Source organism: Achromobacter insolitus, assembly GCF_002209555.1.
GTDB classification, from domain to species: domain Bacteria; phylum Pseudomonadota; class Gammaproteobacteria; order Burkholderiales; family Burkholderiaceae_B; genus Achromobacter; species Achromobacter insolitus.
The window spans coordinates 538,474-560,773 of record NZ_NJIF01000004.1 but is presented as its reverse complement, the minus strand read 5'-3'; the positions used below and the strand labels follow the sequence as shown (position 1 = coordinate 560,773).

General features: G+C 66.2%; 21 protein-coding genes. 6 read left to right on the top strand and 15 right to left on the bottom strand.

Annotated features, from left to right (window positions below; all coding sequences use genetic code 11):
- The first annotated feature begins 47 nt into the window (after window positions 1-47).
- A complete protein-coding gene (locus tag CEY08_RS17750; protein ID WP_076814941.1) occupies window positions 48-917 on the top strand; it encodes a LysR family transcriptional regulator in 870 nt (289 codons plus the stop codon).
- A gap of 88 nt (window positions 918-1,005) precedes the next feature.
- A complete protein-coding gene (locus CEY08_RS17745; RefSeq protein ID WP_076814939.1) occupies window positions 1,006-2,421 on the top strand; it encodes an amidase family protein in 1,416 nt (471 codons plus the stop codon).
- Window positions 2,422-2,448: 27 nt separating this feature from the next.
- Here the strand turns inward: CEY08_RS17745 and CEY08_RS17740 are convergent, their stop codons facing one another.
- The 10 genes from CEY08_RS17740 to CEY08_RS17695 form a co-directional block, all read right to left on the bottom strand.
- A complete protein-coding gene (locus tag CEY08_RS17740; RefSeq protein ID WP_063960775.1) occupies window positions 2,449-2,985 on the bottom strand; it encodes a GNAT family N-acetyltransferase in 537 nt (178 codons plus the stop codon).
- A 32-nt stretch (window positions 2,986-3,017) separates the two neighbouring features.
- Window positions 3,018-3,803, bottom strand: coding sequence for a 2-keto-4-pentenoate hydratase (locus tag CEY08_RS17735; protein WP_076814938.1), 786 nt, complete (start codon window positions 3,801-3,803; stop codon window positions 3,018-3,020).
- A gap of 4 nt (window positions 3,804-3,807) precedes the next feature.
- The gene (locus CEY08_RS17730) at window positions 3,808-4,185 is read right to left on the bottom strand and encodes a hypothetical protein (RefSeq protein WP_170946331.1); all 378 of its coding nucleotides are present in this window, start codon (window positions 4,183-4,185) and stop codon (window positions 3,808-3,810) included.
- 142 nt (window positions 4,186-4,327) lie between these two features.
- The gene (locus CEY08_RS17725; protein ID WP_042794613.1) at window positions 4,328-5,593 is read right to left on the bottom strand and encodes a glutamate-5-semialdehyde dehydrogenase; all 1,266 of its coding nucleotides are present in this window, start codon (window positions 5,591-5,593) and stop codon (window positions 4,328-4,330) included.
- Window positions 5,594-5,722: 129 nt separating this feature from the next.
- Window positions 5,723-6,778, bottom strand: coding sequence for a DNA polymerase III subunit delta (holA, locus tag CEY08_RS17720; protein ID WP_042794612.1), 1,056 nt, complete (start codon window positions 6,776-6,778; stop codon window positions 5,723-5,725).
- Window positions 6,779-7,441, bottom strand: a complete 663-nt coding sequence (locus tag CEY08_RS17715; protein ID WP_063640943.1) for an LPS-assembly lipoprotein LptE — start codon at window positions 7,439-7,441, stop codon at window positions 6,779-6,781.
- A gap of 11 nt (window positions 7,442-7,452) precedes the next feature.
- Window positions 7,453-10,110 carry a leucine--tRNA ligase gene (gene leuS / locus CEY08_RS17710; protein ID WP_076814936.1) on the bottom strand — a complete coding sequence of 886 codons (2,658 nt, stop codon included), beginning with the start codon at window positions 10,108-10,110 and terminating at the stop codon, window positions 7,453-7,455.
- Window positions 10,111-10,195: 85 nt separating this feature from the next.
- Window positions 10,196-11,416, bottom strand: coding sequence for an MFS transporter (locus CEY08_RS17705; RefSeq protein ID WP_076814933.1), 1,221 nt, complete (start codon window positions 11,414-11,416; stop codon window positions 10,196-10,198).
- A gap of 48 nt (window positions 11,417-11,464) precedes the next feature.
- Window positions 11,465-11,977 (bottom strand): MarR family winged helix-turn-helix transcriptional regulator, encoded by a 513-nt coding sequence (locus CEY08_RS17700; RefSeq protein WP_042794608.1) that lies wholly within the window; start codon window positions 11,975-11,977, stop codon window positions 11,465-11,467.
- A 153-nt stretch (window positions 11,978-12,130) separates the two neighbouring features.
- Window positions 12,131-12,601 carry an HU family DNA-binding protein gene (locus CEY08_RS17695; protein WP_042794607.1) on the bottom strand — a complete coding sequence of 157 codons (471 nt, stop codon included), beginning with the start codon at window positions 12,599-12,601 and terminating at the stop codon, window positions 12,131-12,133.
- A gap of 306 nt (window positions 12,602-12,907) precedes the next feature.
- Between CEY08_RS17695 and CEY08_RS17690 the strand changes: the two genes are divergently transcribed.
- The 4 genes from CEY08_RS17690 (at window position 12,908) to CEY08_RS17675 (ending at window position 17,496) form a co-directional block, all read left to right on the top strand.
- Entirely contained in the window at window positions 12,908-14,062 is a 1,155-nt protein-coding gene (locus CEY08_RS17690) for a D-alanyl-D-alanine carboxypeptidase family protein (RefSeq protein WP_084738588.1), read from the top strand.
- A gap of 12 nt (window positions 14,063-14,074) precedes the next feature.
- Complete coding sequence (locus tag CEY08_RS17685) at window positions 14,075-14,623, top strand: hemerythrin domain-containing protein (RefSeq protein ID WP_076814931.1); 549 nt, start codon at window positions 14,075-14,077, stop codon at window positions 14,621-14,623.
- An 80-nt stretch (window positions 14,624-14,703) separates the two neighbouring features.
- Window positions 14,704-15,576 carry a phosphonopyruvate hydrolase gene (locus CEY08_RS17680; RefSeq protein ID WP_076814929.1) on the top strand — a complete coding sequence of 291 codons (873 nt, stop codon included), beginning with the start codon at window positions 14,704-14,706 and terminating at the stop codon, window positions 15,574-15,576.
- 162 nt (window positions 15,577-15,738) lie between these two features.
- Window positions 15,739-17,496, top strand: coding sequence for a SulP family inorganic anion transporter (locus CEY08_RS17675; protein ID WP_076814928.1), 1,758 nt, complete (start codon window positions 15,739-15,741; stop codon window positions 17,494-17,496).
- 22 nt (window positions 17,497-17,518) lie between these two features.
- On the opposite strand, the gene CEY08_RS17670 is transcribed toward CEY08_RS17675, so the two are convergent.
- From CEY08_RS17670 to rpmB, 5 genes are all read right to left on the bottom strand, one after another.
- Window positions 17,519-18,283 (bottom strand): ABC transporter ATP-binding protein, encoded by a 765-nt coding sequence (locus CEY08_RS17670; RefSeq protein ID WP_042794604.1) that lies wholly within the window; start codon window positions 18,281-18,283, stop codon window positions 17,519-17,521.
- On the bottom strand, window positions 18,280-20,169 hold the full coding sequence (locus tag CEY08_RS17665) for an ABC transporter permease (protein ID WP_076814926.1): 1,890 nt from the start codon (window positions 20,167-20,169) through the stop codon (window positions 18,280-18,282). Before CEY08_RS17665 ends, CEY08_RS17670 begins: the two co-directional genes overlap by 4 nt.
- Window positions 20,169-21,392, bottom strand: a complete 1,224-nt coding sequence (locus CEY08_RS17660) for an ABC transporter substrate-binding protein (RefSeq protein ID WP_076814924.1) — start codon at window positions 21,390-21,392, stop codon at window positions 20,169-20,171. The genes CEY08_RS17665 and CEY08_RS17660 overlap by 1 nt, the downstream gene beginning before the upstream one ends.
- Window positions 21,393-21,570: 178 nt before the next feature.
- Entirely contained in the window at window positions 21,571-21,738 is a 168-nt protein-coding gene (rpmG, locus tag CEY08_RS17655) for a 50S ribosomal protein L33 (RefSeq protein ID WP_003810296.1), read from the bottom strand.
- A gap of 37 nt (window positions 21,739-21,775) precedes the next feature.
- The gene (gene rpmB, locus CEY08_RS17650) at window positions 21,776-22,012 is read right to left on the bottom strand and encodes a 50S ribosomal protein L28 (protein WP_006385639.1); all 237 of its coding nucleotides are present in this window, start codon (window positions 22,010-22,012) and stop codon (window positions 21,776-21,778) included.
- Window positions 22,013-22,300 lie beyond the last annotated feature (288 nt).

Here is a 22,300-nt window from a genome sequence, read left to right as displayed (position 1 = left end):
AATAACTGCTTTATAGTGATGCAAAAATGCATCATTGGAAGGCTGCCATGGACTGGGACAACGCCAGGATCTTCCTGGCCATCTATCGGGTAGGCACGTTGCGCGGCGCTGCGGCGCTGCTGCAAATCGACCAGGCCACGGCCGGGCGCAGGCTGGCTGCGCTGGAGTCCTCGCTGGACGCGCGGCTGTTCCTGCGCACGCCCGGGGGCTACGTGCCGACCGCGGCAGGCGAGCTGGCATTTGCGGCGGCTGAACGCATGGAGCAGGCGGCCGATCAGTTGCAGCGGCAGATGCAAGGGCTGGACCACAGGTTGTCGGGCGGGGTCCGCGTGGCGACCTCGGAAACCGTCGCCAGCTACTACGTCCTGGAGGCGGTGCGGCGGGTGCATACCCATCATCCCGATATCCGCGTGACGCTGTCCACGGCGATCCAGCTGAGCAATCTGACGCGCCGCGAGGCAGATCTGGCAATCCGCAACATCAGGCCGGACAATCCAGATCTGATCTACCGGCACCTGGCCCGCAAAGAGGTCGGGCTGTACGCATCGCGAACCTATCTGGAGGCGCATGGCGAACCTCGCCTGGGCACGGCATTCGCCGGGCACGCGCTGGTGACGTACCAGCAGGCGGTACTGCCGGGCTGGTCCGACACATTCTGCGGCGAGCCTACGGGCAACGGGCGCATCGGCGTGGAACTGAACTCCGGCATGATGATCATCGAGGCGGTGGTGGCAGGACTGGGCATCGGCCAGGTGCCGATTCACATGGCGCCGTTGTACCCGGATCTGGTGCGCATCTGGCCCACGCGCAGCGAACCCTATGATCTTTGGCTGGTAATGCACGGCGACCTGAATCGCACGGCCCGCGTGCGCGCCGTGGCCGACGCGATCGTCGAGGTCTTCGAAGAGGACAAGTAGGCGAGGACCGCGGCATGGCTTGTGGGCGGGCGCGGCAGGCGCTAAGGTTTGCCTGACCCGTCAACACACACAGGAACAGGAGTCGCGCGTGTCCGATCTTTGGCGTTTGTCCGCAGTTGAGCTTGCCGCCCGCGTCCGCAAGCGCGAAGTGTCCGCCCGCGAGGCCGCGCAAAGCGCGCTGCAACGGCTGGATGCCGTCAATCCCGCGATCAATGCGGTCGTGGACCACGACCCGGAAGAGGTATTGGCCCAAGCCGCGGAAGTGGACGCCATGCTTGCTCGCGGAGAGGACGCGGGACCGCTGGCGGGCGTGCCGGTCACCGTGAAGGTCAACGTGGACCAGGCAGGGCATGCCACGACCAACGGCGTGCGCCTGCAAAAAGATGTGATCGCGGCCCAGAACAGCCCGGTCGTGGACAATCTGCGGCGCGCGGGCGCCGTGATCCTGGGACGCACCAATACGCCGGCCTTTTCCTTGCGCTGGTTCACCGGCAATGCGCTCCACGGCAATACGCTGAATCCGCGCAATCCGGCTCTCACCCCAGGCGGTTCGTCGGGCGGCGCGGCCGCAGCCGTGGCGGCCGGGATCGGTCACCTGGCGCATGGCACCGATATCGCCGGCTCCATCCGCTATCCTGCCTATGCCTGCGGCGTGCATGGCCTGCGTCCCTCGTTGGGACGCGTGGCGGCATATAACGCCGCCTTGCCGGAACGCTCGATCGGCGGGCAACTGACCGCCGTGTCGGGCCCGCTGGGACGCAGCATCGCCGATCTGAGGGTGGGGCTGGCGGCGCTGGCGGCGCGGGACGCGCGCGATCCCTGGTGGGTGCCGGCTCCGCTGGTGGGGCCCGAGGCGCCGCACCGGGCAGCGTTGTGCCTGAACCCGGACGGCATGGATACTGAACCCGCCGTGGTCAAGGCCTTGCAGGAGGCCGCTCGCCGGCTCAGCGAGGCCGGCTGGACGGTGGATACCCTGGACGCGGTGCCGCCCATGCAGGAAGCGGCAGACCTGCAAATCCGGATGTGGTTGGCCGATGGGTACGAGGCCCTGGTCGCGGCAGCCGAGAAAGAAGGCGACCGCGGGGCCCTGGTGGCACTGGCCGGCCAGCGCGACAATGCCGCCAGCATCGACCTCGCCAGTTTTTCTGCCACTTTGACGCGGCGCGCGACGTTGACGCGCCAGTGGGAGCTTTTCTTTGCCGAGTATCCCGTGCTGCTGCTGCCCGTCTCTGCCGAGCTGCCGTTCCCAGACAACCTGGACCTGCAGGGCGATGCGGCCTATGCGCGGGTCTGGCGCGCACAGATGACGCAGATCGGCGTGCCGTTCATGGGCTTGCCGGGTCTGTCGGTCTCGATGGGTAGCGCCATGAGTGCAGCGGGGCCAAGCCCGGTGGGCGTGCAGGTGCTGGCGGGCCGTTACCGCGAGGACTTGTGCCTGACGGTGGGGGAGATCATTGAAGCGGCCGCCGACCCGGTCGGCGTCGCGGAGCCCGTGGCCCGCTAGCTTCGTGCGTATCCGTCGGCAGGGGTGTCAGGCAGCTGGCGACGCCGGCTGCGCGCCGCGCCATTCCGAGCGCAGCAAGCCCATCATCCCGGTATCCCAGCGTTGCGCGCCTGCTTGCGTGGACGACCGCCTTACGCCTTCTAGGGTGAAACCCAGCGCCTGGTAGGTGCGTATGGCGGGCTCATTGAACATGTATACGTTGAGCTCCAGGCGCTCGATTCCGGGCGTCTTGAACGCTTCATCTATCAGCAGCGCAACCATGGGGCGGGCCAGTCCCTGGCCGCGCTCGGCCGGCGCGATGGCGACGCGGCCCAGGCGGGCGTTGCCGTCGCGCCAGTCGTATGCCAGTTGTGCATGGCCCACAGGCGAACCGTCGCGGCAAGCCATCCAGCAGCGGCGGCTGGGCGGCGTGCTCTGTCCTTCAGCGAGCATAGCGGCCGCGTCGGCCTGCGTCAGTGGAAACGACAGGTGCGAGCCGCCCCACTGCACTACCTCGGCCAGACTGGAAAACCAGCTGGCCAGAAGCGGAAAATCCGCCAGGGCAAAGGGGCGCAAGGTAAGCATGGGCGGGGGCTCCGGGCGCTGCTGGCGCAGGCCTATTTGTCAAAGCGCAGGCGCAGGACGCCGAGATCGCCATAGGTGAGCGCCAGATCGCGGTTGGCAGGCACGTCCAGGAATCCCGCATAGGAACCCGTGATGACATGCTGGCCGGCGCGCAGCCCGAGGCCTTGTTCGCGCAGGAAGTTGGCCAGCCAATAGAGCCCTGCCTTGGGGCGGTCATTCGGATGGATGCCCGCGTGCTGTTCGGTTTCGACCCCGTCCATGGACAGGGTGATGCTCATGCTGCCGGGAGCCTCGTGCGGTGAGGCGATGCGCGGTCCCAGCACCAAGCCCTGGTTGAACATATGGTCGGCGAGGAGCTCAGGCAGGCTGGCATGCTCCGGCGCGGCGTAGCGGCAGCCGAGTACTTCCAGGGCCAGGCGCGCGCTGCCGATGGCGGCATCCACGTCCGCTTCCGAGTACGGCTGGGGGCGGGCGGGCAGATCGTGGGCGATTTCGAACGCGATTTCCGGCTCGATGCGCACAATGTCGGTGCGGGCCGCGATGGGCCCGGCTTCGGCATAGGCAACGGTGGACGCGTAGATGGGCGCCACGACGCTTTTCTCGGGCGTGGGCAGCGCGCTCTTCCAGGCGCCGATGTCGTCTTGATGGTGTTCTCGCAGCAGTTGCGCAGTGCGCTGCTGCACGGCGAAAGCCTGGTTCAGCGACTGCGGCCGGCAGTCGACCGGCAGGCGCGGGCCGGGGATGCCGGATTCACGTGCCGCGATCAGGTGGCGGGCAGCGTCGAGGCTGCCAGGATAGTCTTCGATTTTGATCTGCATGCGTTCAAGCTCCCAGATACAGCATGATCCAGAGGACGATCATCGCGATCAGGCCGAGCCAGCAGGAGCCCCAGAAACCGACGATCGGCCACTTCAGGGACAGCGGCGTTTTCTTCGGGTCGACGTGGGAAAGCAGATCGTTGGCGTTACCGATCAGCCAGAACCGCGTGCCGGGGAACATGAGGCGGAAGAAATAGTCCAGCATGATGGCCGCCTGGATCGATAGCGGATATTGCTTGAACGGGCGGTGCTGGAGATACGGATGCTTCAATGCGGCGTTGATCTGTTTGCTTTTGAAGAACAGCACGATGCCGCACAGCGTGCAGGTAATGAAGCACAGCAGGAAGAGGCTGAAGGCCATGGCCATCGCGGGTGAATGCATGGGGGATCTCAAGAATGCGCGGTGCGCCGCGTTCGGATGGTAGGAATGCCTGCGGGAAATCGCTGGCGGTATTGTAAAAGGCTAATTGCGGCCCCGTGTTCAGGGCCGCGTCAGCCGTTTTGCGGCTAGGGACGGGAGTCCGTCAGCCGCGTACCTGGCCTTCGCCGCTCAGCACCCATTTCAGCGTGGTCAGGCCCTCCAGGCCGACCGGACCGCGCGCGTGCAGGCGATTCGTGGAAATGCCGATCTCGGCGCCCAGGCCGTATTCGAAGCCGTCTGCAAAGCACGTCGGCAGATTGACGTACACCGAGCTGGAGTCGACCTCGCGCTGGAAGCGCTGCGCCGCGGACAGGTCCTCGGTGACGATTGCGTCGGTATGGCCGGAGCCCCAGCGGGCGATGTGCTCGATGGCCTCGTCCAGCGAATCGACGATGCGCACGGCCAGGATGGGGCCCAGGTATTCCGTGGCCCAGTCTTCTTCGGTGGCCGGCTTGGCATGCGGCAGCAGGGCCAGCGTTCGCGGGCAGCCGCGCAATTCGACGCCATGTTCGATGAGAGCGGCGGCCAGGCTGGGGAGGATGGAAACGGCGGCCACCGCGTCGACCAGCAGGGTTTCCATGGCGCCGCAGATGCCGTAGCGGTAGGTCTTGGCGTTGAACGCGATGGCATGCGCCTTGTCCGGATCCGCCGCCGCGTCGATATACACGTGGCAGTTGCCATCCAGGTGCTTGATGAGCGGCACGCGCGCTTCCTGCGAGAGGCGGGCGATCAGGCCCTTGCCGCCGCGCGGGACGATAACGTCGATGTGCTCGGTCATGGTGATGAGCTTGCCGACCGCGGCACGGTCTGCCGTGGCGACGACCTGCACGGCATCCTGCGGCAGGCCCGCGGCGGCCAGGCCGGTTTGTACGATGCGGCCCAGCGCGATGTTGGAGTGCAGGGCTTCGCTGCCACCGCGCAGGATGGCGGCGTTGCCGGACTTCAGGCACAGCGCGGCCGCGTCGATGGTCACGTTGGGACGGGATTCGTAGATGATGCCGATCACGCCCAGCGGAACGCGCATTTGCGCGACGCGCATGCCGTTGGGGCGCACGCTGGTGGCGGTAACGCTGCCGATCGGATCCGGCAGGGCCGCGATCTGGCGCAGGCCTTCGGCCATGTGCGCGAGCGTCTTGTCCGACAGGGTCAGGCGGTCCAGCAGGGCCGGCTCCAGGCCGTTGTTGCGCGCAGCCGCCAGGTCCTTTTCATTGGCGGCCTTGAGGTCGTCATGGCTGGCGGCGAGGGCGTCGGCCATGGCCAGCAGCGCCAGGTTCTTGGCGGCGCCGTTGGCGCGCATCATGGCGCGCGAGGCGCGGCGGGCATTTTCGCCCAGGGTGAGCATGGCTTGTTCTATGGAGGACGAGGACATGGCAGCGTCGATCAGGATGGTGGGGCGGCGCGGGCGCCGCCTGGGGATTCAGTGTATATCCGGCGGCTAGGCCGGGCGAAGTCCAGCTGAAGGGCTGGAGAGAAAGCGAGGGTGGCGGCTATGCCGCCTTCACGGTCGTCCGCCGGCGGCGGCGACGCGCAGCGCGAGCCGCGTCATTTCTTCCCAGGGGTCGGACAGGCGCCCGGGCACCGACAGGCCTTTGATCAGCCGGTCCACCTCGTGGGCGTGTTGGACTGCGGCGGGCCAGACATTCGGCTGGACCCGGCCGAGCGCCTGCAGCGCCAGGCGTTCATGCGCACCGAAAATGCGCAGACGGCGCATCAGGCCGTTGACGTCCTGGCCCAGCGCGCGCGCCTCCGCGACGCGGGCAAGCAGGCGGATTTCCTCGCCGACCGCCCACAGCACCAGCGGCAGGGCTTCGCCCTCGGCGCGCAGGCCGTCGATCATGCGGATGGTGCGGCCGGTATCGCCGGCAAGCATGGCGTCGCGCAGGCCGAATACGTCGTAACGGGCCACGTTCAGCACGGCGCGCTCCACGTCCTCGGCCGCGAGCTGGCCTTCCGGGTAAAGCAGGCCCAGCTTCTGGATTTCCTGGTGGGCGGCCAGCAGGTTGCCTTCCACCTTGTCGGCCATCCATTGCAGCGTGGCGCTGTCGGCCTTCTGGTTCTGGCGCGCCAGGCGCATGCCGACCCAGGCGGGCAGGCGGCCGCGCTCGATGTTGGCGATATCGACCATCATGCCGCCGCGGCCCAGGGCCTGCACCCAGCGGCTTTCGCGGGTGGCCTTGTCCAGGCGGGGCAGGGCGATCAGGATGAGCGTGTCCGGATCCGCCTGCTTTTCGGCCTGTTCGGCCAGCTTGGCCAGGGTATCGGCGCCGGACTTGCCGGGTTTGCCGGTCGGGATCTTGATTTCAAGAATGCGGCGATCACCGAACAGCGACACGCTCTGGGTGGCGGCGATGACCGCGCTCCAGTCGCTGCGCGCATCCATCACCATGGACAGGCGATCGGTGTAGCCGGCGTTGCGGGCCGCAGCGCGCAGGGCGTCCACGGCCTCGGTCACGAGCAGGGGTTCGTCGCCGGACACCGTATAAAGCGGCGCCAGGCGGTTGCCTGGGCGCTGCAGGTGTTCGGCCAGGCGATCCGCGTCCAGAGGCTGTGCCATTTAGCGCAGGATGGCCGGGTCCGTGGTGGACGGGGTCTGCCACGGCGAGGGCGTGCGCTGTTGATCCGGTGCGGTCGGATCGTACAGCGGGGTTTCGCCATCTTCGCCGCGCTGCTCGGCGTTCTCGAACGCGTTGCGCACTTCCGGCGCAGTCATCCGGCGCAGCAGGCGCGACACCAGGTCGCGCTGCATGGCACGGTACAGCGTTTCGATCTGGCCTTGCTTGGCCTGCACGACCTGGTCGTCATACGGCATTGCGCGGTAGATCGACAGCATGGTGTCCGGAATCAGCGCGCGGCCCTTGGCGTCGATGAGGCGGAACGTGTAGTTGATGCCCAGCTCGTATTCCTCGACGCGGCCCTGGGCATTCAGAGAGACTTCCCGCAAGGTCCGGGTATCCGCGACCTGCTGGAGGATGGCCTGCGCTTCCTTGGGGTTGGTCACGAGCTTCGTGTTCGGAGAGGCCGCCCGCAGCGCGCGGCGCACGTCGGCGCCGAACTGCGTGGTGTCCGGGATGCCGATATACAGCGTCTCGAACGGCATGGGGGTGACTCCCCGCAAGGCGAAGCCGCAAGCGGAGAGCAGCATGAACAGCGCCAGGCAGGCGCCGCGCAGCAGCCAGGGTAGGCGGGAGGAGTGCGTTTGTTGCCCGGCGAAGTGCATGCTTGACCTCATCAGCCTACGACGTTGACCAGTTTGCCCGGAACCACGATGACACGCTTGGGCGGACGGCCTTCCAGGAAGCGGGAGACCTCCTCCTGGGAGGCGGCGAGCTTCTCGATATCTTCCTTGGCGGCCTTGGCGGCCACGCGGATGGAGCCGCGCAGCTTGCCATTGACCTGGAGCATGAGTTCGATTTCGTCGGCGATCAGCGCCGCTTCGTCTACATGAGGCCAGGGCGCGTCGAGCAGGTCGCCCAGTTCGTGTGCGTGGCCCAGGTCGCGCCACAGGTGCCAGGTGATGTGCGGCACCACGGGGTACAGCACGCGCAGCAGCACGCCCAGCGTTTCGGCGTAGGCGGCGTCCGCGGCAGCACCTTCGGGCAGCTTGGCGTCGTCGATGGCGTTGAGCATCTTCATGCACGCCGACACGACGGTGTTGTACTGGATGCGCTGGTAGTCGTAGTCGGCTTGCTTGAGCAGGCCGTAGACTTCGCGGCGCAGGTCCTTGACGGCGGCTGGCGCCTGCGTCCAATCGGCGCCATTGGCCAAGCCGCGTGCCACGGCTTCGCGCTGGCCATAGCTGATGGACCAGAGGCGGCGCAGGAAGCGGTTGGAGCCTTCGACGCCGGAGTCGGACCATTCGAGAGTCTGTTCCGGCGGGCTGGCGAACATGACGAACAGGCGGGCCGTATCGGCGCCCAGCGTGTCGATCAACGACTGGGGATCGACGCCGTTGTTCTTGGACTTGGACATCGTGCCCACGCCGCCATAGTTGATGGCGGAGCCGTCCGACTTCAGCTTGGCGCCGACGATGGCGCCGCGGTCGTCATAGACGTTTTCGACGTCTTCCGGCCAGAAGTATTCGATGCCGCCCTGGGGGGTCTTGCGCGAATAGATGTGGTTCAGCACCATGCCCTGGCACAGCAGCTTGGTGAAGGGCTCGTCGAAATTGAGCAAGCCCATGTCGCGCATGACCTTGGTCCAGAAACGGGCATACAGCAGGTGGAGCACTGCGTGCTCGATGCCGCCGATGTACTGGTCCATGGGCATCCAGTAGTCATTGCGCGAGTCGACCATGGCGTTGTCATTGCCAGGCGAGGTGTAGCGCATGAAATACCAGGACGAGTCCACGAAGGTGTCCATCGTGTCCGTTTCGCGCCGCGCCGGCTTGCCGCACTTGGGGCAGGAGCAGGACAGGAAGGCCTCGTTCTTGGCCAGCGGGTTGCCGCTGCCGTCCGGGATGAGGTCGTCGGGCAGCACGACGGGCAGGTCCTTTTCCGGAACCGGGACCGGGCCGCAATCCGCGCAATGGATGATGGGGATGGGCGTGCCCCAATAACGCTGGCGCGAAATGCCCCAGTCGCGCAGGCGCCAGGTGGTCTGTTTTTCGCCCAGGCCCAGGGCGCCGAGATCTGCGGCAATGGCGTCGACTGCTTCCTTGTGCGTGAGGCCGTCGTACTTGCCGGAATTGATGGTGCGGCCGGCTTGTTTGTCGCCGTACCACTCCTGCCAGGCGTTGGTGGAATATTCCTTGCCCGCCACGTCCACGACCTGGACGATGGGCAGGTCGTACTTCTTGGCGAAGGCGAAATCGCGTTCGTCATGCGCCGGCACGCCCATGACGGCGCCGTCGCCATAGCTCATGAGCACGTAGTTGCCGACCCAGACCTCGATGTCGGCGCCCGTGATCGGGTGCGTGACGAACAGCCCGGTGGGCATGCCTTCCTTTTCGCGCGTGGCCATTTCGGCCTCGGTCGTGCCGCCCAGCTTGCATTGTTCGATGAATGCGGCCAGTTGCGGATTGGACGAGGCGGCCTGAGTGGCCAGGGGGTGCTCCGGCGCCACCGCGCAGAAGGTCACGCCCATGATGGTGTCGGCGCGGGTGGTGAATACGTACAGTTTGCCGTCCTGGATCAACTGGCCATCCTGACCGGCGATCTTGTGCGGGAAGGCAAAGCGCAGCCCCTCGGACTTGCCGATCCAGTTTTCCTGCATCAGGCGCACGCGTTCCGGCCAGCCGGGCAGGTCGTTCTGGACGGCGCCCAGCAGCTCGTCGGCGTAATCGGTGATGCGCAGGTAGTAGCCGGGGATCTCGCGCTTTTCCACGAGCGCGCCCGAGCGCCAGCCGCGGCCGTCGATGACCTGTTCATTGGCCAGCACGGTCTGGTCCACCGGATCCCAATTGACGACCTGGGTCTTGCGGTAGGCCACGCCCTTTTCCAGCATCTTGAGAAAGAGCCACTGGTTCCATTTGTAGTACTGGGGATCGCAGGCGCACATCTCGCGCGTCCAGTCGATCGCCAGACCCATCGCCTTCATCTGCTTCTTCATGTAGGCGATGTTGTCGTACGTCCACTTCGCCGGCGGAACCTTGGACTTGATGGCGGCGTTTTCCGCCGGCATGCCGAAGGCGTCCCAGCCCATGGGCATCAGGACGTTGTAGCCGCGCATGCGCAGCTGGCGGGCCATCATGTCGTTGATGGTGTAGTTGCGCACGTGGCCCATGTGCAGCTTGCCGCTGGGATAGGGCAGCATGGAGCAGGCGTAGAACTTCGGCTTTTCGGAGCCGTCGGCGTTCTTCGCGTTTTCATGGACGAGATAGACGTCGCGGGCCTGCCAGTCTTGGTGGGCGGCTGCTTCGACGGTATTGGGGAGGTAACGTTCCTGCATGGGCTCGTGCACGGTGGCAAAAAAAGGGTGAGCCGCCTCGCCGCGCGGGCGCGGAGGCGGCCAAAACCCCTGATTATAGGAGGTGCTAGGCGCGGGCAGGGGACGGAGCCGTTTCGGGGATGCGCGCGCTGGGCGCCAAGGCGCCGTATGCCAGCGTAATCACCCCGAGGACGGCGCCCGCCGTGACCACGCCGGGCCAGCCAAAATGGGCGTACAGCCAGGACGATACCAGCGAACCGGATGCGCCGCCGATGAAGTAGCTGGTCATGTAGCCCGCTGTCAGCCGGCTGCGCGCTTCGGGGCGCAGCCGGTAGAGGGAGCTGCTATTGGTGACATGGACGCCCTGGATCGCCAGGTCCTGCACCAGGATGCCGGCCAGCAAGGCAAGCACCGATACCTGGCCGAAGGCCATCAGCCCCCAGGAGCCCAGCAGCAACAGCAGTCCGACGCGGGTGGCCAGATTGCCCATGCCGCGGTCTGCCAGGCGACCGAAGCGGTTCGCGGCATACGCCCCGGCGGCGCCGGCCAGGCCGAACAGGCCGATGGTCGTATTGCTGTATTGATAGGGCGGGCTGGCCAGCAGGAAGGTCAGGGGCGTCCACAGCATGCTGAAGGCCGCGAACAGCAGCGCGCCCAGGAGCGAACGGGCGCGGAACAGGGGCTCTTCAACGAACATGCGCAGGATGGAACCCAGTAGGCGCGGGTAGCTCAGCCCGGCGGGGCTCTGGTGGCGGGGCAGCAGGCGCCACAGGGCGGCGGACATGAACAGCATCAGAATGGCGGCCACCCAATAGACCGTGCGCCAGCTGCCTACGTCGGCGAGCGCGCCCGCGACGGTACGGGCCAGCAGGATGCCCAGCAGCAGCCCGCTCATGACCGTGCCCACGGCCTTGCCCCGTTCATGGGGCGCGGCCAACGTGGCGGCGAACGGCACCAGGATCTGGGCGACCACGGACAACATGCCGGTCAGCGCCGTGCCCAGGATCAGCACGGTGATGTTGGGGGCGAACGCGGACACCAGCAACCCGCCCGAGGACAGCAGGCTCATCAGCACGATCAGGCCGCGGCGTTCGAACATGTCGCCTAGCGGCACCAGCAGTATCAGGCCCACTGCGTAGCTCAGTTGCGCGGTGGTGACGATGCTGCCGGCTGTCGCCGTGGACGGCGAGAATTGCTCGCTGATCGTGTGCAACAGCGGCTGCGCGTAGTAGTTGCTGGCGACGGCGAGGCCGGTGGCCACCGACATCAGCAGGATGATGGGGGCGGTCAAGACCGGCGTCTGGGAAGGCTGGGTAGCGGAAGTCATGGATTTGAATCGGGGAAAAGCGGCTGCGGGGACGTTCGGGCGGCAGGCTCAAGTGCCGATGCCGCCGGGCGTTTCCTGGTCTTGCTTGATCAGCAGCTTCTTCAGCAGGCCCGCCAGTTGCTTGCGTTCGCTGGCGGACAGCGGTTCCAGCAATTCGTTGAGGTCTTTCAGGTAGTCCTTCAGTACCAGCTTGATGACGCGCAGGCCTTCGGCCGTGAGCGACACGATGACGCCGCGGCGGTCTTCCGGATTGGGGCTGCGCGTGAGCAGGCCGGCCTGTTCCAGGCGGTCAAGGCGGTTGGTCATGGCGCCGGAGGTCAGCAGCAGGGCTTCCACCAGTTTCTGGGGATTCAACGCGTAGGGGGCGCCGCTGCGGTAGAGCGTGGCCAGGACGTCGAATTCGCCCTGATGCAGGTCATAGCGGCGAAAGCTGCGGTTCACATTGCGCGCGGCCAGCGCATTCAGGCGGAATACGCGGGTGACGACGGACATGGCGGCGAAATCCTGGGCGGGACATTCCCGCGTCCATTGCGAGATCACCAGATCGACGAGGTCATTCATGGGGCAGGCCGTATTTGTTTTTACGTGAAGTATCTTAACATAAAGATAAATTCGGACGAGGCTCAGTGCATGGCTCGCGGGAGCGCCGCAAAAAAGAAGGGCCCGCCTCTTGCGAGGCGGGCCCTTCCGGCTTGACCGGATGTACGCGCGGAATTACTGCGCGGCGTCCTTCAGCTTCTTGAGCGGGCGAACCTTCACCTTGACCGAAGCCGGCTTGGCGGGGAACCAGCGCTCTTCACCGGTGAAGGGATCCTTGCCGAAGCGCTTGGCCTTGGCGGGAACCTTCTGCACGGCAACCTTGAACAGGCCGGGCAGCGTGAATTCGCCAGCGCCCTTCTTGTCCACGGAGCTCAGCACCGAGGTTTCCAGGCTGGCCAGGACGGCCTTGACCGACTTGGCTTCAACGCCGGATTGCTCAACGATGTAAGCGATGAGCTGGGTCTTGTTCAGGGCTGCCTTGATGGCCTTGGGGGCAGCAGCGACCTTCTTGGCGGCGACGACCTTTTTGACGGCCGGCTTTGCAGCGGGCTTCACAGCGGGTTTGGCAGCAGTTGCCTTCTTTGCGGGCGCCTTGGCGGCGGGCTTGGTGACTTTCTTGGCAGGAGCTTTTGCTTTCGTGGCCATGGTCAAAATCCGTATGTTGAGGTCATGGAGCAGCGCGCGCCGGTTATCGGCATTTAACGCTACGCGGCCGATGATAGCGGAAGAGTGGTGATTTATGCGGTTTTCCAGCGGGTTTTTGACCTTTGTTTGTTGTTTTCGACACAGAAAGTGCTTTGTAGAAGGCGTCTTGCAAGATGTCGTGACATTCCTCGCCCATCTTTTCATATGCCGACGGCGCTGAACCAACCGCGCCGCGCGTGTTCCAATTGCGGGCGCCGAGCGGGCTCTCGCGCGGGAAAAAACCAAGCATGGAAGTGAAGCAGCGATATGTTGATGAAGAAGTTGGCGGCGGGCTTGCTCGTCGCGGCCGCGTGCGTGTCGAGCGCCTTGGCACAGACGGCGCCGGCCTTGTCGGCCAAGGCCTGGCTGTTGCTGGACGAGACCAGCGGGCAGGTGATCGCGTCGCACGCGGCGACGGCGCGGATCGAGCCGGCGTCCTTGACCAAGATCATGACGGCCTACGTGGTGTTCGAGGCCCTGAGCAAGAAAGAACTGTCGGCCACGCAGCTGGTCACGGTGTCGACGCGCGCCTGGAAGGTGCCGGCCGGCAGCTCGAAGATGTTCCTGGAGCCGGGCTCCAAGGTGTCGGTGGATGACCTGCTGCGTGGGCTGATGATCCAGTCGGGCAACGACGCGGCGATTGCGCTGGCGGAAGCGGTGTCGGGCAGCGTCGAGGCCTTCGTGGCGCGGATGAACGATACCGCCGCCAAGCTGGGCCTGCATGCCACGCGCTTCGCCAGCCCGCATGGCTTGCCGGATGCGGGGACCTATTCCACCGTCAGCGACCTGTCGATCCTGGCGACGCGCTTCATCCGCGACTATCCCCAGCTCTACAAAACCTACGATTCGGCCAAGCAGTTCACCTACAACAAGATCACGCAGCCGAACCGCAACCGCCTGCTCTGGCTGGATCCCAGCGTGGACGGCCTGAAGACCGGGCACACCGACTCGGCCGGGTACTGCATCGTGGCCACCGCGCAGCGGCCAAATGGCGCGGACCAGCGCCGCCTGATCACCGTGGTGGTGGGCACGGCGTCGGACAAGTTGCGCACGCAGGAAAGCCGCGAGTTGCTGGAGTGGGGCTTTCAGGGGTTCAATACCATCAAGCTGTACGCGCGCGGGCAGGCCGTCGCCACGCCCGAGGTATGGAAAGGCGAGCACGACAGCCTGAAAGCCGGATTCGCGCGCGATGCGTATGTGACGGTGCCCGCGGGCGCCAAGGTCGAACCGGTCTGGACGCCGCAGGATCCGCTGATTGCGCCGATCGCTGCCCAGTCCACCGTGGGCGCGCTGCGCGTGATGGTCGACGGCAAGCCGGCCATGCAGTTTCCCGTGGTGGCCCTGGAGCCCGTGGCCGAGGCGGGATTCGCGGGGCGCGCGTGGGATTCCATCCGCTTGTGGTGGCGCGGCCACGCCGGATAACGGAGGTGTGCAATGGCGGTGAGCTTTCCTGGAGGTCCGGCCCCGGCGCCCGGAGCCGATGATCCGTTGGCCTTGCTGTCGGCCTGCCACGGACGCATTTCCCGCCAGTGCGCCACGCTGGAGCGCTTGAGCCGGCACTTGCCCGCGCACGGGAGCGACGCGGCGGCCCAGACCGCCGCGGCCAGCGTCCTTCGCTACTTCGATACGGCGGCCGTGCATCACCACGAAGACGAGGAAGAGGACTTGTTCCCCGCCTTGATCGAGTCGATGGCCGGGTCCGACGCGGTCTGCCTGCATGCGCTGGTGGACGGCTTGATCGCCGAGCACCGGCAACTGGCGCAGCGCTGGGAGCCCTTGCGCCAGGCGCTTTCCGACATTGCGGCGGGGCGCCAGGCCGAGCTGCCCATGAGCCAGGTCCAGGATTTCGCCAGCGCCTACGCCGCGCATATCCAGCGCGAAGAGAGCGAACTGCTGCCGATGGCGGCGAGGTTGATTGCGGACGACGTGCTGGTTGCCATTGGGCAGGCCATGAAGTCGCGGCGCGGGGGCGAGGCAGGCTGACGTCCCGGCGAGACCGGGATTGGCGCTACGATGGCCGGAGCCGGCGCGCGGCGCGCCGGGTTTACGCCCACGTTCCCGCCATGAATAGAAACGCCCGTTTTCGCCAGAAATTGCAGGATCCCGCCTTGATGCACGCCATGTCGGCGCACAACCCGCTGGCCGCCAAACTCGCGGCCGACGCCGGGTTCGACGCGATCTGGGGTAGCGGCTTCGAACTGTCGGCGAGCTACGCCGTGCCCGACGCCAATATTCTCTCGCCATCGCAGCACCTGGACATGATGCGGGCGATCGCAGCGACGGTGGAGGCGCCCGTCATTGCCGATATCGACACCGGGTTCGGCAATGCGATCAACGTTTCCTATATGGTGCCGCAGTACGAAGCCGCCGGCGTATCGGCGGTGGTGATGGAGGACAAGACCTTTCCCAAGGACACCAGCCTGCGTGCCGCCGGCAGGCAGGAATTGGTGCGGGTTGCGGAGTTCCAGGGCAAGATCGAAGCGGCCTGCGGCGCGCGCCGCGACGCGGATTTCTGCGTGATCGCCCGGACCGAGGCGCTGATTGCGGGCGCCGGCGAACGGGAAGCGCTGGCGCGCGCCCGCGAATACGAAGCCGCGGGCGCGGACGCCATCCTGATCCATTCCAGGCAGAATACGCCCGACGAGATCCTGTCGTTCGTTTCCGCCTGGCAAGGCCGCGTGCCGCTGGTGCTGGTGCCCACGGCCTATCCGCAGTTGCGCGAATCCGATATCCAGGCGCTGGGCAAGGTCGGCCTGGTCATTTATGGCAATCACGCCATCCGCGCCGCGGCGGGGGCGATGCGGGACGTGTTCGCCCGCATCCGCCGCGAGGGGGGCATCCACGAGGTGGACGCCGTCCTGCCGACGGTCAAGGAGATCATCGCGCTGCAGGGCGATGCCCAGATGCGCGAGCTGGAGCGCCGTTACCTGAAGTAAGCGGAACGCGTTGCGCGCGAGGGGCGCTAGCGATTACGCTAGACGGCCCCGATGCCGGCTCAAACGCGCCGCGGTCGGGACCAAAGGCCTCGCCGCCACGGCGTGACGCGGGCCGATTCAAAAGCAGATGCCGAGGGACAAGAAAGAATGATGCAGGGGGGGATGAGCGTAGCGCGCCGGCTGTTTGGCTCGTGGGTGGATGAGGTCAATGCGCGGACCTTGCGCGCGGATGCCACGGCGGGCCTGCTGGGCGCGTTGCTGGTGCTGCCGCAGGGCGTGGCGTTCGCCATGCTGGCCGGGCTGCCGCCCGAGTATGGCCTGTATTCCGCCATCGTTCCCTGTATCGTCGCGGCGTTGTTCGGATCGAGCCGCCATGTCATGTCCGGCCCGACCAATGCCAACTCGCTGGCGCTCTATGCGGTGCTGACGCCGCTGGCGGTCGCCGGCAGCCAGGGCTACATCCAGCTGGCGCTAGCCGTCACCGTGCTGGTCGGGCTGATGCAATGGCTGGTGGGCACCCTGAGACTGGGATCGCTGGCGCATTTCATCTCGCCTTCGGCGTTGTTCGGCTTCACCAGCGGCGCGGCCCTGCTTATCGCCGTGCATGCGCTGAAGGACGCCCTGGGCATGCCGGCGCCGGACGCGCACGGCGCGGGCGCCCTGCTGGCGACGCTGGCCACGCACCTTGGGCAGGTGCACCTGGGCGCCTTGCTGGTGACGCTGACGACCTTGGCCGTGGCCCTGTTGCTGCGGCGGCTGGATAAACGCAAACCGTACATGCTGGCGGGGCTGGCGGCGGGGGCGCTCGCGGCCGCGGCCTTCAATGCGCTGACCGATGGCGAACCGGTGTCCGTGCTGGGCGCGCTGGCCCGGCCCTGGCCGCCATTTCACATACCGAGCGTCGATTGGCGCGCCTTGCCGGAGCTTTTGAGCGTGGCCTTCGCGCTGACGATCGTGGCGTTGGCGCAGTCCATTTCCATCGCCAAGGCCGTGGCTACCCGATCGGGCCAGCGCATCGACGCCAATCGCGAGTTCGTGGGGCAGGGGCTGTCCAACATCGTGGGCGGCTTTTTCTCGTGCTACCTGTCCTGCGGATCCCTCAACCGCTCCATTCCCAATTACGAAGCTGGCGCCAAGACGCCGCTGGCATCCGTATTCTCGGCCTTGTTGCTGGTGGCGCTGGTGGCCTTGTCGGCCCCGTTGCTGGCCATGATTCCGCATGCCGCGATCTCCGGCCTGCTGCTGCTCGTGGCCTGGACCCTGTTCGACATTCCGCGCTGGCGGCAACTGATCCGTACCCAGCGCGGCGAATGCATCATCGCGGCCGCGACACTGGCCGCCACCATCACCATACGCATGGAAGTGGCGATCCTGCTGGGCACGGTGCTGTCCTTGATGGTCTATCTGCACCGTACCTCGCGGCCCGCGATGCGCACCATGGGTTTCGATTCGCGCGGGCTGGAGCGCCGTTTCGTGGTGCTGGAGCACGCGTCCGATGCCTTGCCCGAGTGCCCGCAGCTCAAGCTGCTGCGCATGGAGGGCTCGGTGTATTTCGGCGCGGCCACCCATGTGGCGCAGCGTCTGCATGAGCTGCGCGCCGCGCCCGGCGCTGCTCGCCATCTGTTGGTCATGGCCAAGAGCATGAACTTCATCGATATGGCTGGCGCACAGGTCTGGGAGGACGAGCTGGCTGCCCGGCGCGCCATGGGGGGCGACCTCTATTTCCATCGTCCGCGGCCGGAAGTGATGGACATGTGGCGCCGCACGGGATTCCTGGAGCGCCTGGGCGAGGACCACATCTTTCCCGACAAGGCGACGGCATTGCATTCGATCTACGCCAAGCTGGACCGCGGCATTTGCGAGGGCTGCCAGGCCAAGATCTTCTGGGAATGCCAGCCCAATGGGCTGAGGAACGACTGATGCGGCGCGGGCGCTGCCGGCTTCAGATCGGCTGCGGCGCTTCCGTGCCGAGGTAGGCGGCCCTTACCCGCTCGTCGGCGGCAATCTGCGCGGGCGCTCCCTCGGCCAGCACGCTGCCGCGCACCAGCACCGCAATGCGGTCGGCATGCTTGAACACGACGTCCAGGCTGTGCTCCGTAAAGAGGACCGCCATGCGCTGCGTGTCGGCCAGTGTGCGCGTCAGTCGCATCAGCGCATGACGTTCATTGGTCGCCATGCCGGCCGTGGGTTCGTCCATCAGCAAAAGACGGGGTCGGTGCGCCAGCGCCATGGCCAGTTCGACACGCTTGACGTCGCCATAGGCCAGCGTGCCGCAATGCGCTTCCGACTTGTCCGTCATCTGTACTTGCGAAAGCAGCGACATGGCCTCTTCGACCGCGTGCCGGGCCGCCCGCCGCCACGGATTCAGCAGCAAGCGGTCGCGCGACAGCAGCGCCGTCTGCACGTTTTCCCGCACGGTCATGGAGCGGAAGGTGGCGGCGGTCTGGAAACTGCGGCCTACGCCCAGCTGACAGATCCTGCGCGCCGAGAGCCCGACCAGCTCGCGCCCGTCCAGAAGGACCGATCCGGAGTCGGGCCGGAGCTGGCCGCCCAGCGCGTTGAAGCAGGTGGACTTGCCTGCGCCGTTGGGGCCAATCAGCGCCAGCATCCTGCCAGCTTCCAGCGTAAAGGAAACGCCGGCCAGGGCATCGATGCCGCCGAAGGATTTGCGCAGGTCGCGGACTTGGAGCAGCGGGGCGGGCGTCATGCGCGCCTCCCGTTCCAGCGCGCGGCAAGGCGGGCCGCGGCGCCGGCCAGGCCCTCGGGAAAGGCCATGACCAGGGCCAGGATGGCCAGCCCCAACACGGCATGCCAGTATTCGGTGCTGCGGGCGGCGGCGTCCTGCAGCCACGTATAGGCGGCCGCTCCCACGAGCGGGCCGGCCAGGGTCTGCAGGCCGCCCAGCAGCACCATGACCAGTCCGTCCACGGACCGGCTCACGGCCAGCGTGTCGGGCGCGATGCTGCCTTTGGAGAACGCATAGAGCGAGCCTGCCACGCCCGCGGCGAAGGACGCGGCCACGAAGCCTGCCCATTGCACGCGGCGGGTGTCCATGCCCAGCGCTTCGGCTCGCAAGGCGGAATCCCGCACGCCGCGCAAGGCATAACCCAGGGGCGAGAACGCCAGCCGGCGCAGCCAAGCGATGCCGGCCGCACAAAGCGCCAGCGTGAGGTAATAAAACCAGGGGCCCTGGGTGAGCCAGGCGGAAGGCCACAGGCCGATCAGCCCGTTGCTGCCGCCGGTCACATCGTCCCATTGATAAGCGAGCGCCCAGAGGATCTGCGCCACTGCCAGGGTCAGCATGGCCAGATAGACGCCGGACAGGCGCACGCAGAACCAGCCGAAGAGCAGAGCGCCCAGCGCCGCGGCGAAGGGCCCCAGAAGCAGCGCAGCCTCCATCGGCACGGCCGCCAGCTTCAAGAGCAGCGCGGCGCCGTAGGCGCCGAGGCCAAACCAGGCCGCATGGCCGAACGAGGTCATGCCGGCCAGGCCGGTAAGGAAATGCAGGCTGGCGGCGAACAGCGCGGCGATCAGGATCTCGGTCAGCAGGATGCCCAGGTAGGGGTTGTGCGCGGCCACTACCGGCGCCAGCGCCAATAGCGCCAGCAGCACGCCGTAGGCCAGGCGCAAACGCCGGCCGGCGGGAGCGATGGGACGCTCGGCGGCGGTGGCGTAGGAGGCGGCTTCGGAGGGCTTGCCCAGCAGGCCCCAGGGGCGGACCACCAGCACAACGGCCATCACGGCGAATTCGGCCAGGAGCGTGAGCTTGGAAAGATTGAAGACCCAGGGGCCGATCTGCACCTGTCCCAGGAAAACGAACAGCGCCTTGACGGAGCAGATCAGCAATGCAGCCAGGAAGGCGCCGGGGATCGAACCCAGGCCGCCCACCACGACCACCACAAAAGCGCTGGCGATGATTTCCAGGTCCAGGCCCAGCGTGGCCGGCACGCGGGGCGCCGCCAGCGCGCCGCCCAGTCCCGCCAGGAACGCGCCCAACGTGAAAGCCGAGGTGAACAGCCAGGCCTGATTCACGCCCAGCGCAGCAAGCATCCGGCGATTTTCGGCCGCCGCGCGCAGCAGGCGGCCCCAGCGTGTGCGCATCAGCAGCAGCCAGAGCAGACCCAGTACCACGGGACCTGCGGCAATCAGCAGCAGGTCGTATTCGGGATAGCGGCGTCCCAGGATCTGCACGGCGCCGGACAGGCCAGGCGCGCGCGCCGCGAACAGGTCTTCCGGCCCCCAGATCGCCAGCGCCGCGTCGCCGATGATGAGCACCAGCGCAAAGGTGGCCAGCAGTTGGAACAGTTCGGGAGCCTGGTACAGGCGCCTGAGCACCAGCCATTCGGCGGCCGCGCCGACTAGGCCGGTCACCAGCGCCGCCAGCAGCAATCCAGCCCAGTAACCCGCCCCGTCGCCAAAATATCCGGTGAAGGTCCAGGCCAGGTAGATGCCCAGCATGTAGAACGAACCGTGCGCGAAATTCACCACGCGTGTGACGCCGAAAATCAGCGACAGGCCGGCGGCGACCAGAAACAGCGCGCTGGCGTCCGCCAGCCCATTGAGCAGCTGCAGCAGCAGCCCGGACAGGCTCATCAGTGCGCCGGACGCATCTTGCGCACTTGCTCGTCAGGGGGCTGGAGGCGCGCGCCGTCGATGTAGGCGAAATCCTTCATCACGCCCTTGCCGTCTTCCACCGCGGTCACGCCCACGTACACGCCCATGGTGGATTGGTGGTCGATCTTGCGATACTGGATCTGGCCGTAGGGCGTGTCCACCTTCAGGCCGGCGAAGGCGTTGACCAGCTTCTCCGTATCCACGGCGCCGGCGGCCTTCAGGCCCTCGGCGATGGACATGAGGGAGGCGTAGCCCACCACCGAGCCCACCTTGGGCGTTTCGTTGTAGCGTTTCTTGTAGGCGTCGACGAAGGTGGTATTGGCCGGCGTGTCGATGGCATACCAGGGATAGCCGGTAACGATCCAGCCCGTGGGGGTGTCGGCGCCCAGGGGTTCGAGATATTCGGGTTCGCCGGAAAGCACGGAGACGACGGCTCGGTTTTCGAACAGGCCGCGGGTATTGCCTTCGCGCACGAATCGGGTCAGGTCGGCGGCGAACAACACGTTGAAGATCGCATCGGGCTTGGCGTCCGCCAGGGCCTGCACGACGGCGCCCGCGTCCACCTTGCCCAGCGGCACGGCTTGCTCGGCAACGAATTCCACGTCGGACTGGAACGAGGTCATCATGGCCTTGAAGGTGGCCACGGCGGACTGGCCGTATTCATAGTTGGGGTAGACGATGGCCCAGCGTTTCTTGCGCAAGGCCAGCGCCTTGGGGGCCAGGGCCGCCACGTGCATCCAGGTGGAGGGGCGCAGGCGGTAGGTGTAGCGGTTGCCCTCCTGCCAGGTGATCTTGTCGGTGAGCGGTTCGGCCGCCAGGAAGAACACCTGCTGCTGCTTGGCAAAGTCCGTCAATGCCAGGCCGGTATTGGAAAGAAAGCCGCCGAACAGCAAGTCCACCTTTTCGCGCGCCAGCAATTCCTGGGCGGCACGCACTGAATCGCCCGGGTTGCCGTTGTCGTCGCGCGAGATCACCTCCAGCTTCCTGCCCAGCACGCCGCCGCTTGCGTTGACCTCTTCCAGTGCCAACTGCCAGCCCTTTTTGTATGGGCCCAGGAAGGCGGGGATCGCTTTGTAGCTGTTGATCTCGCCGATTCGGATGGGAGGCTCCTTGTCCTTGGCGGAGGCGGTCGGGGCCAGCGCCAGGGCCAGGAGTGCCGGCGCCGCGGCGCGGCGCAACAGGGTAAGGCAGGGACGGAACATGGCGGATATCGCGTGGAAAGAGGACCAGGCGCCTCGAGGCGGCGGATGACAGCGGCCCAATTGAAACATGCACCCCGGCGCCGGGCAACAGGGAATCAAGGGATGCGCGGCGGCGGGCAGGCGAAAAAAAAGCCCTGCGATGCAGGGCTTTTTTTGTCTTGCGGGAATACCGGCTGAATTACTTCAGCTTGGTTTCCTTGTAGTCAACGTGCTTGCGAGCGACTGGATCAAATTTCTTGATCAGCATCTTCTCGGGCATGTTGCGCTTGTTCTTGGTGGTCGTGTAGAAATGACCCGTGCCGGCGGTCGACTCGAGCTTGATCTTTTCGCGGATACCTTTGGCCATGTCGTGCTCCTAGTATGTAGATTGGCGGGGAGGCCGATTAAGCCAGTTCGCCGCGGGCACGCATTTCGGCCAGCACGGCGTCGATGCCGTTCTTGTCGATCGTGCGGATGGCCTTGGCCGAAACACGCAGGCGGACCCAGCGGTTTTCGCTTTCAACCCAGAACCGGCGCGATTGCAGGTTGGGCAGGAAGCGACGCTTGGTCTTGTTGTTCGCGTGCGAAACATTGTTGCCCACCATCGGGCCTTTGCCGGTCACTTGGCATACGCGTGCCATGGATGCACCTCTTTAGGTCGTTCTTTTGCGCGCATCGCTTGGGGGGTAGACGGGGTTTCAGCCGCCGGGCTGTAAAGGCGTTGTACGCTGCTGCAGTACCTTGCCTATGCCGGCCACCCAGTCTTAGTGGATGAGGGGAGATCGGAATGGTCATTAAAGCCCAGACTGGTCCGCCCCAGTGCTTATACCCGCTGCCTGCCACCCGACGAATTCTTGGAATTGCCGGGAATTCCTGAGGAGTTCGCTCCTGGGGGAATCGCCAGACTTAGCCAATTACGCGGTTGGGGT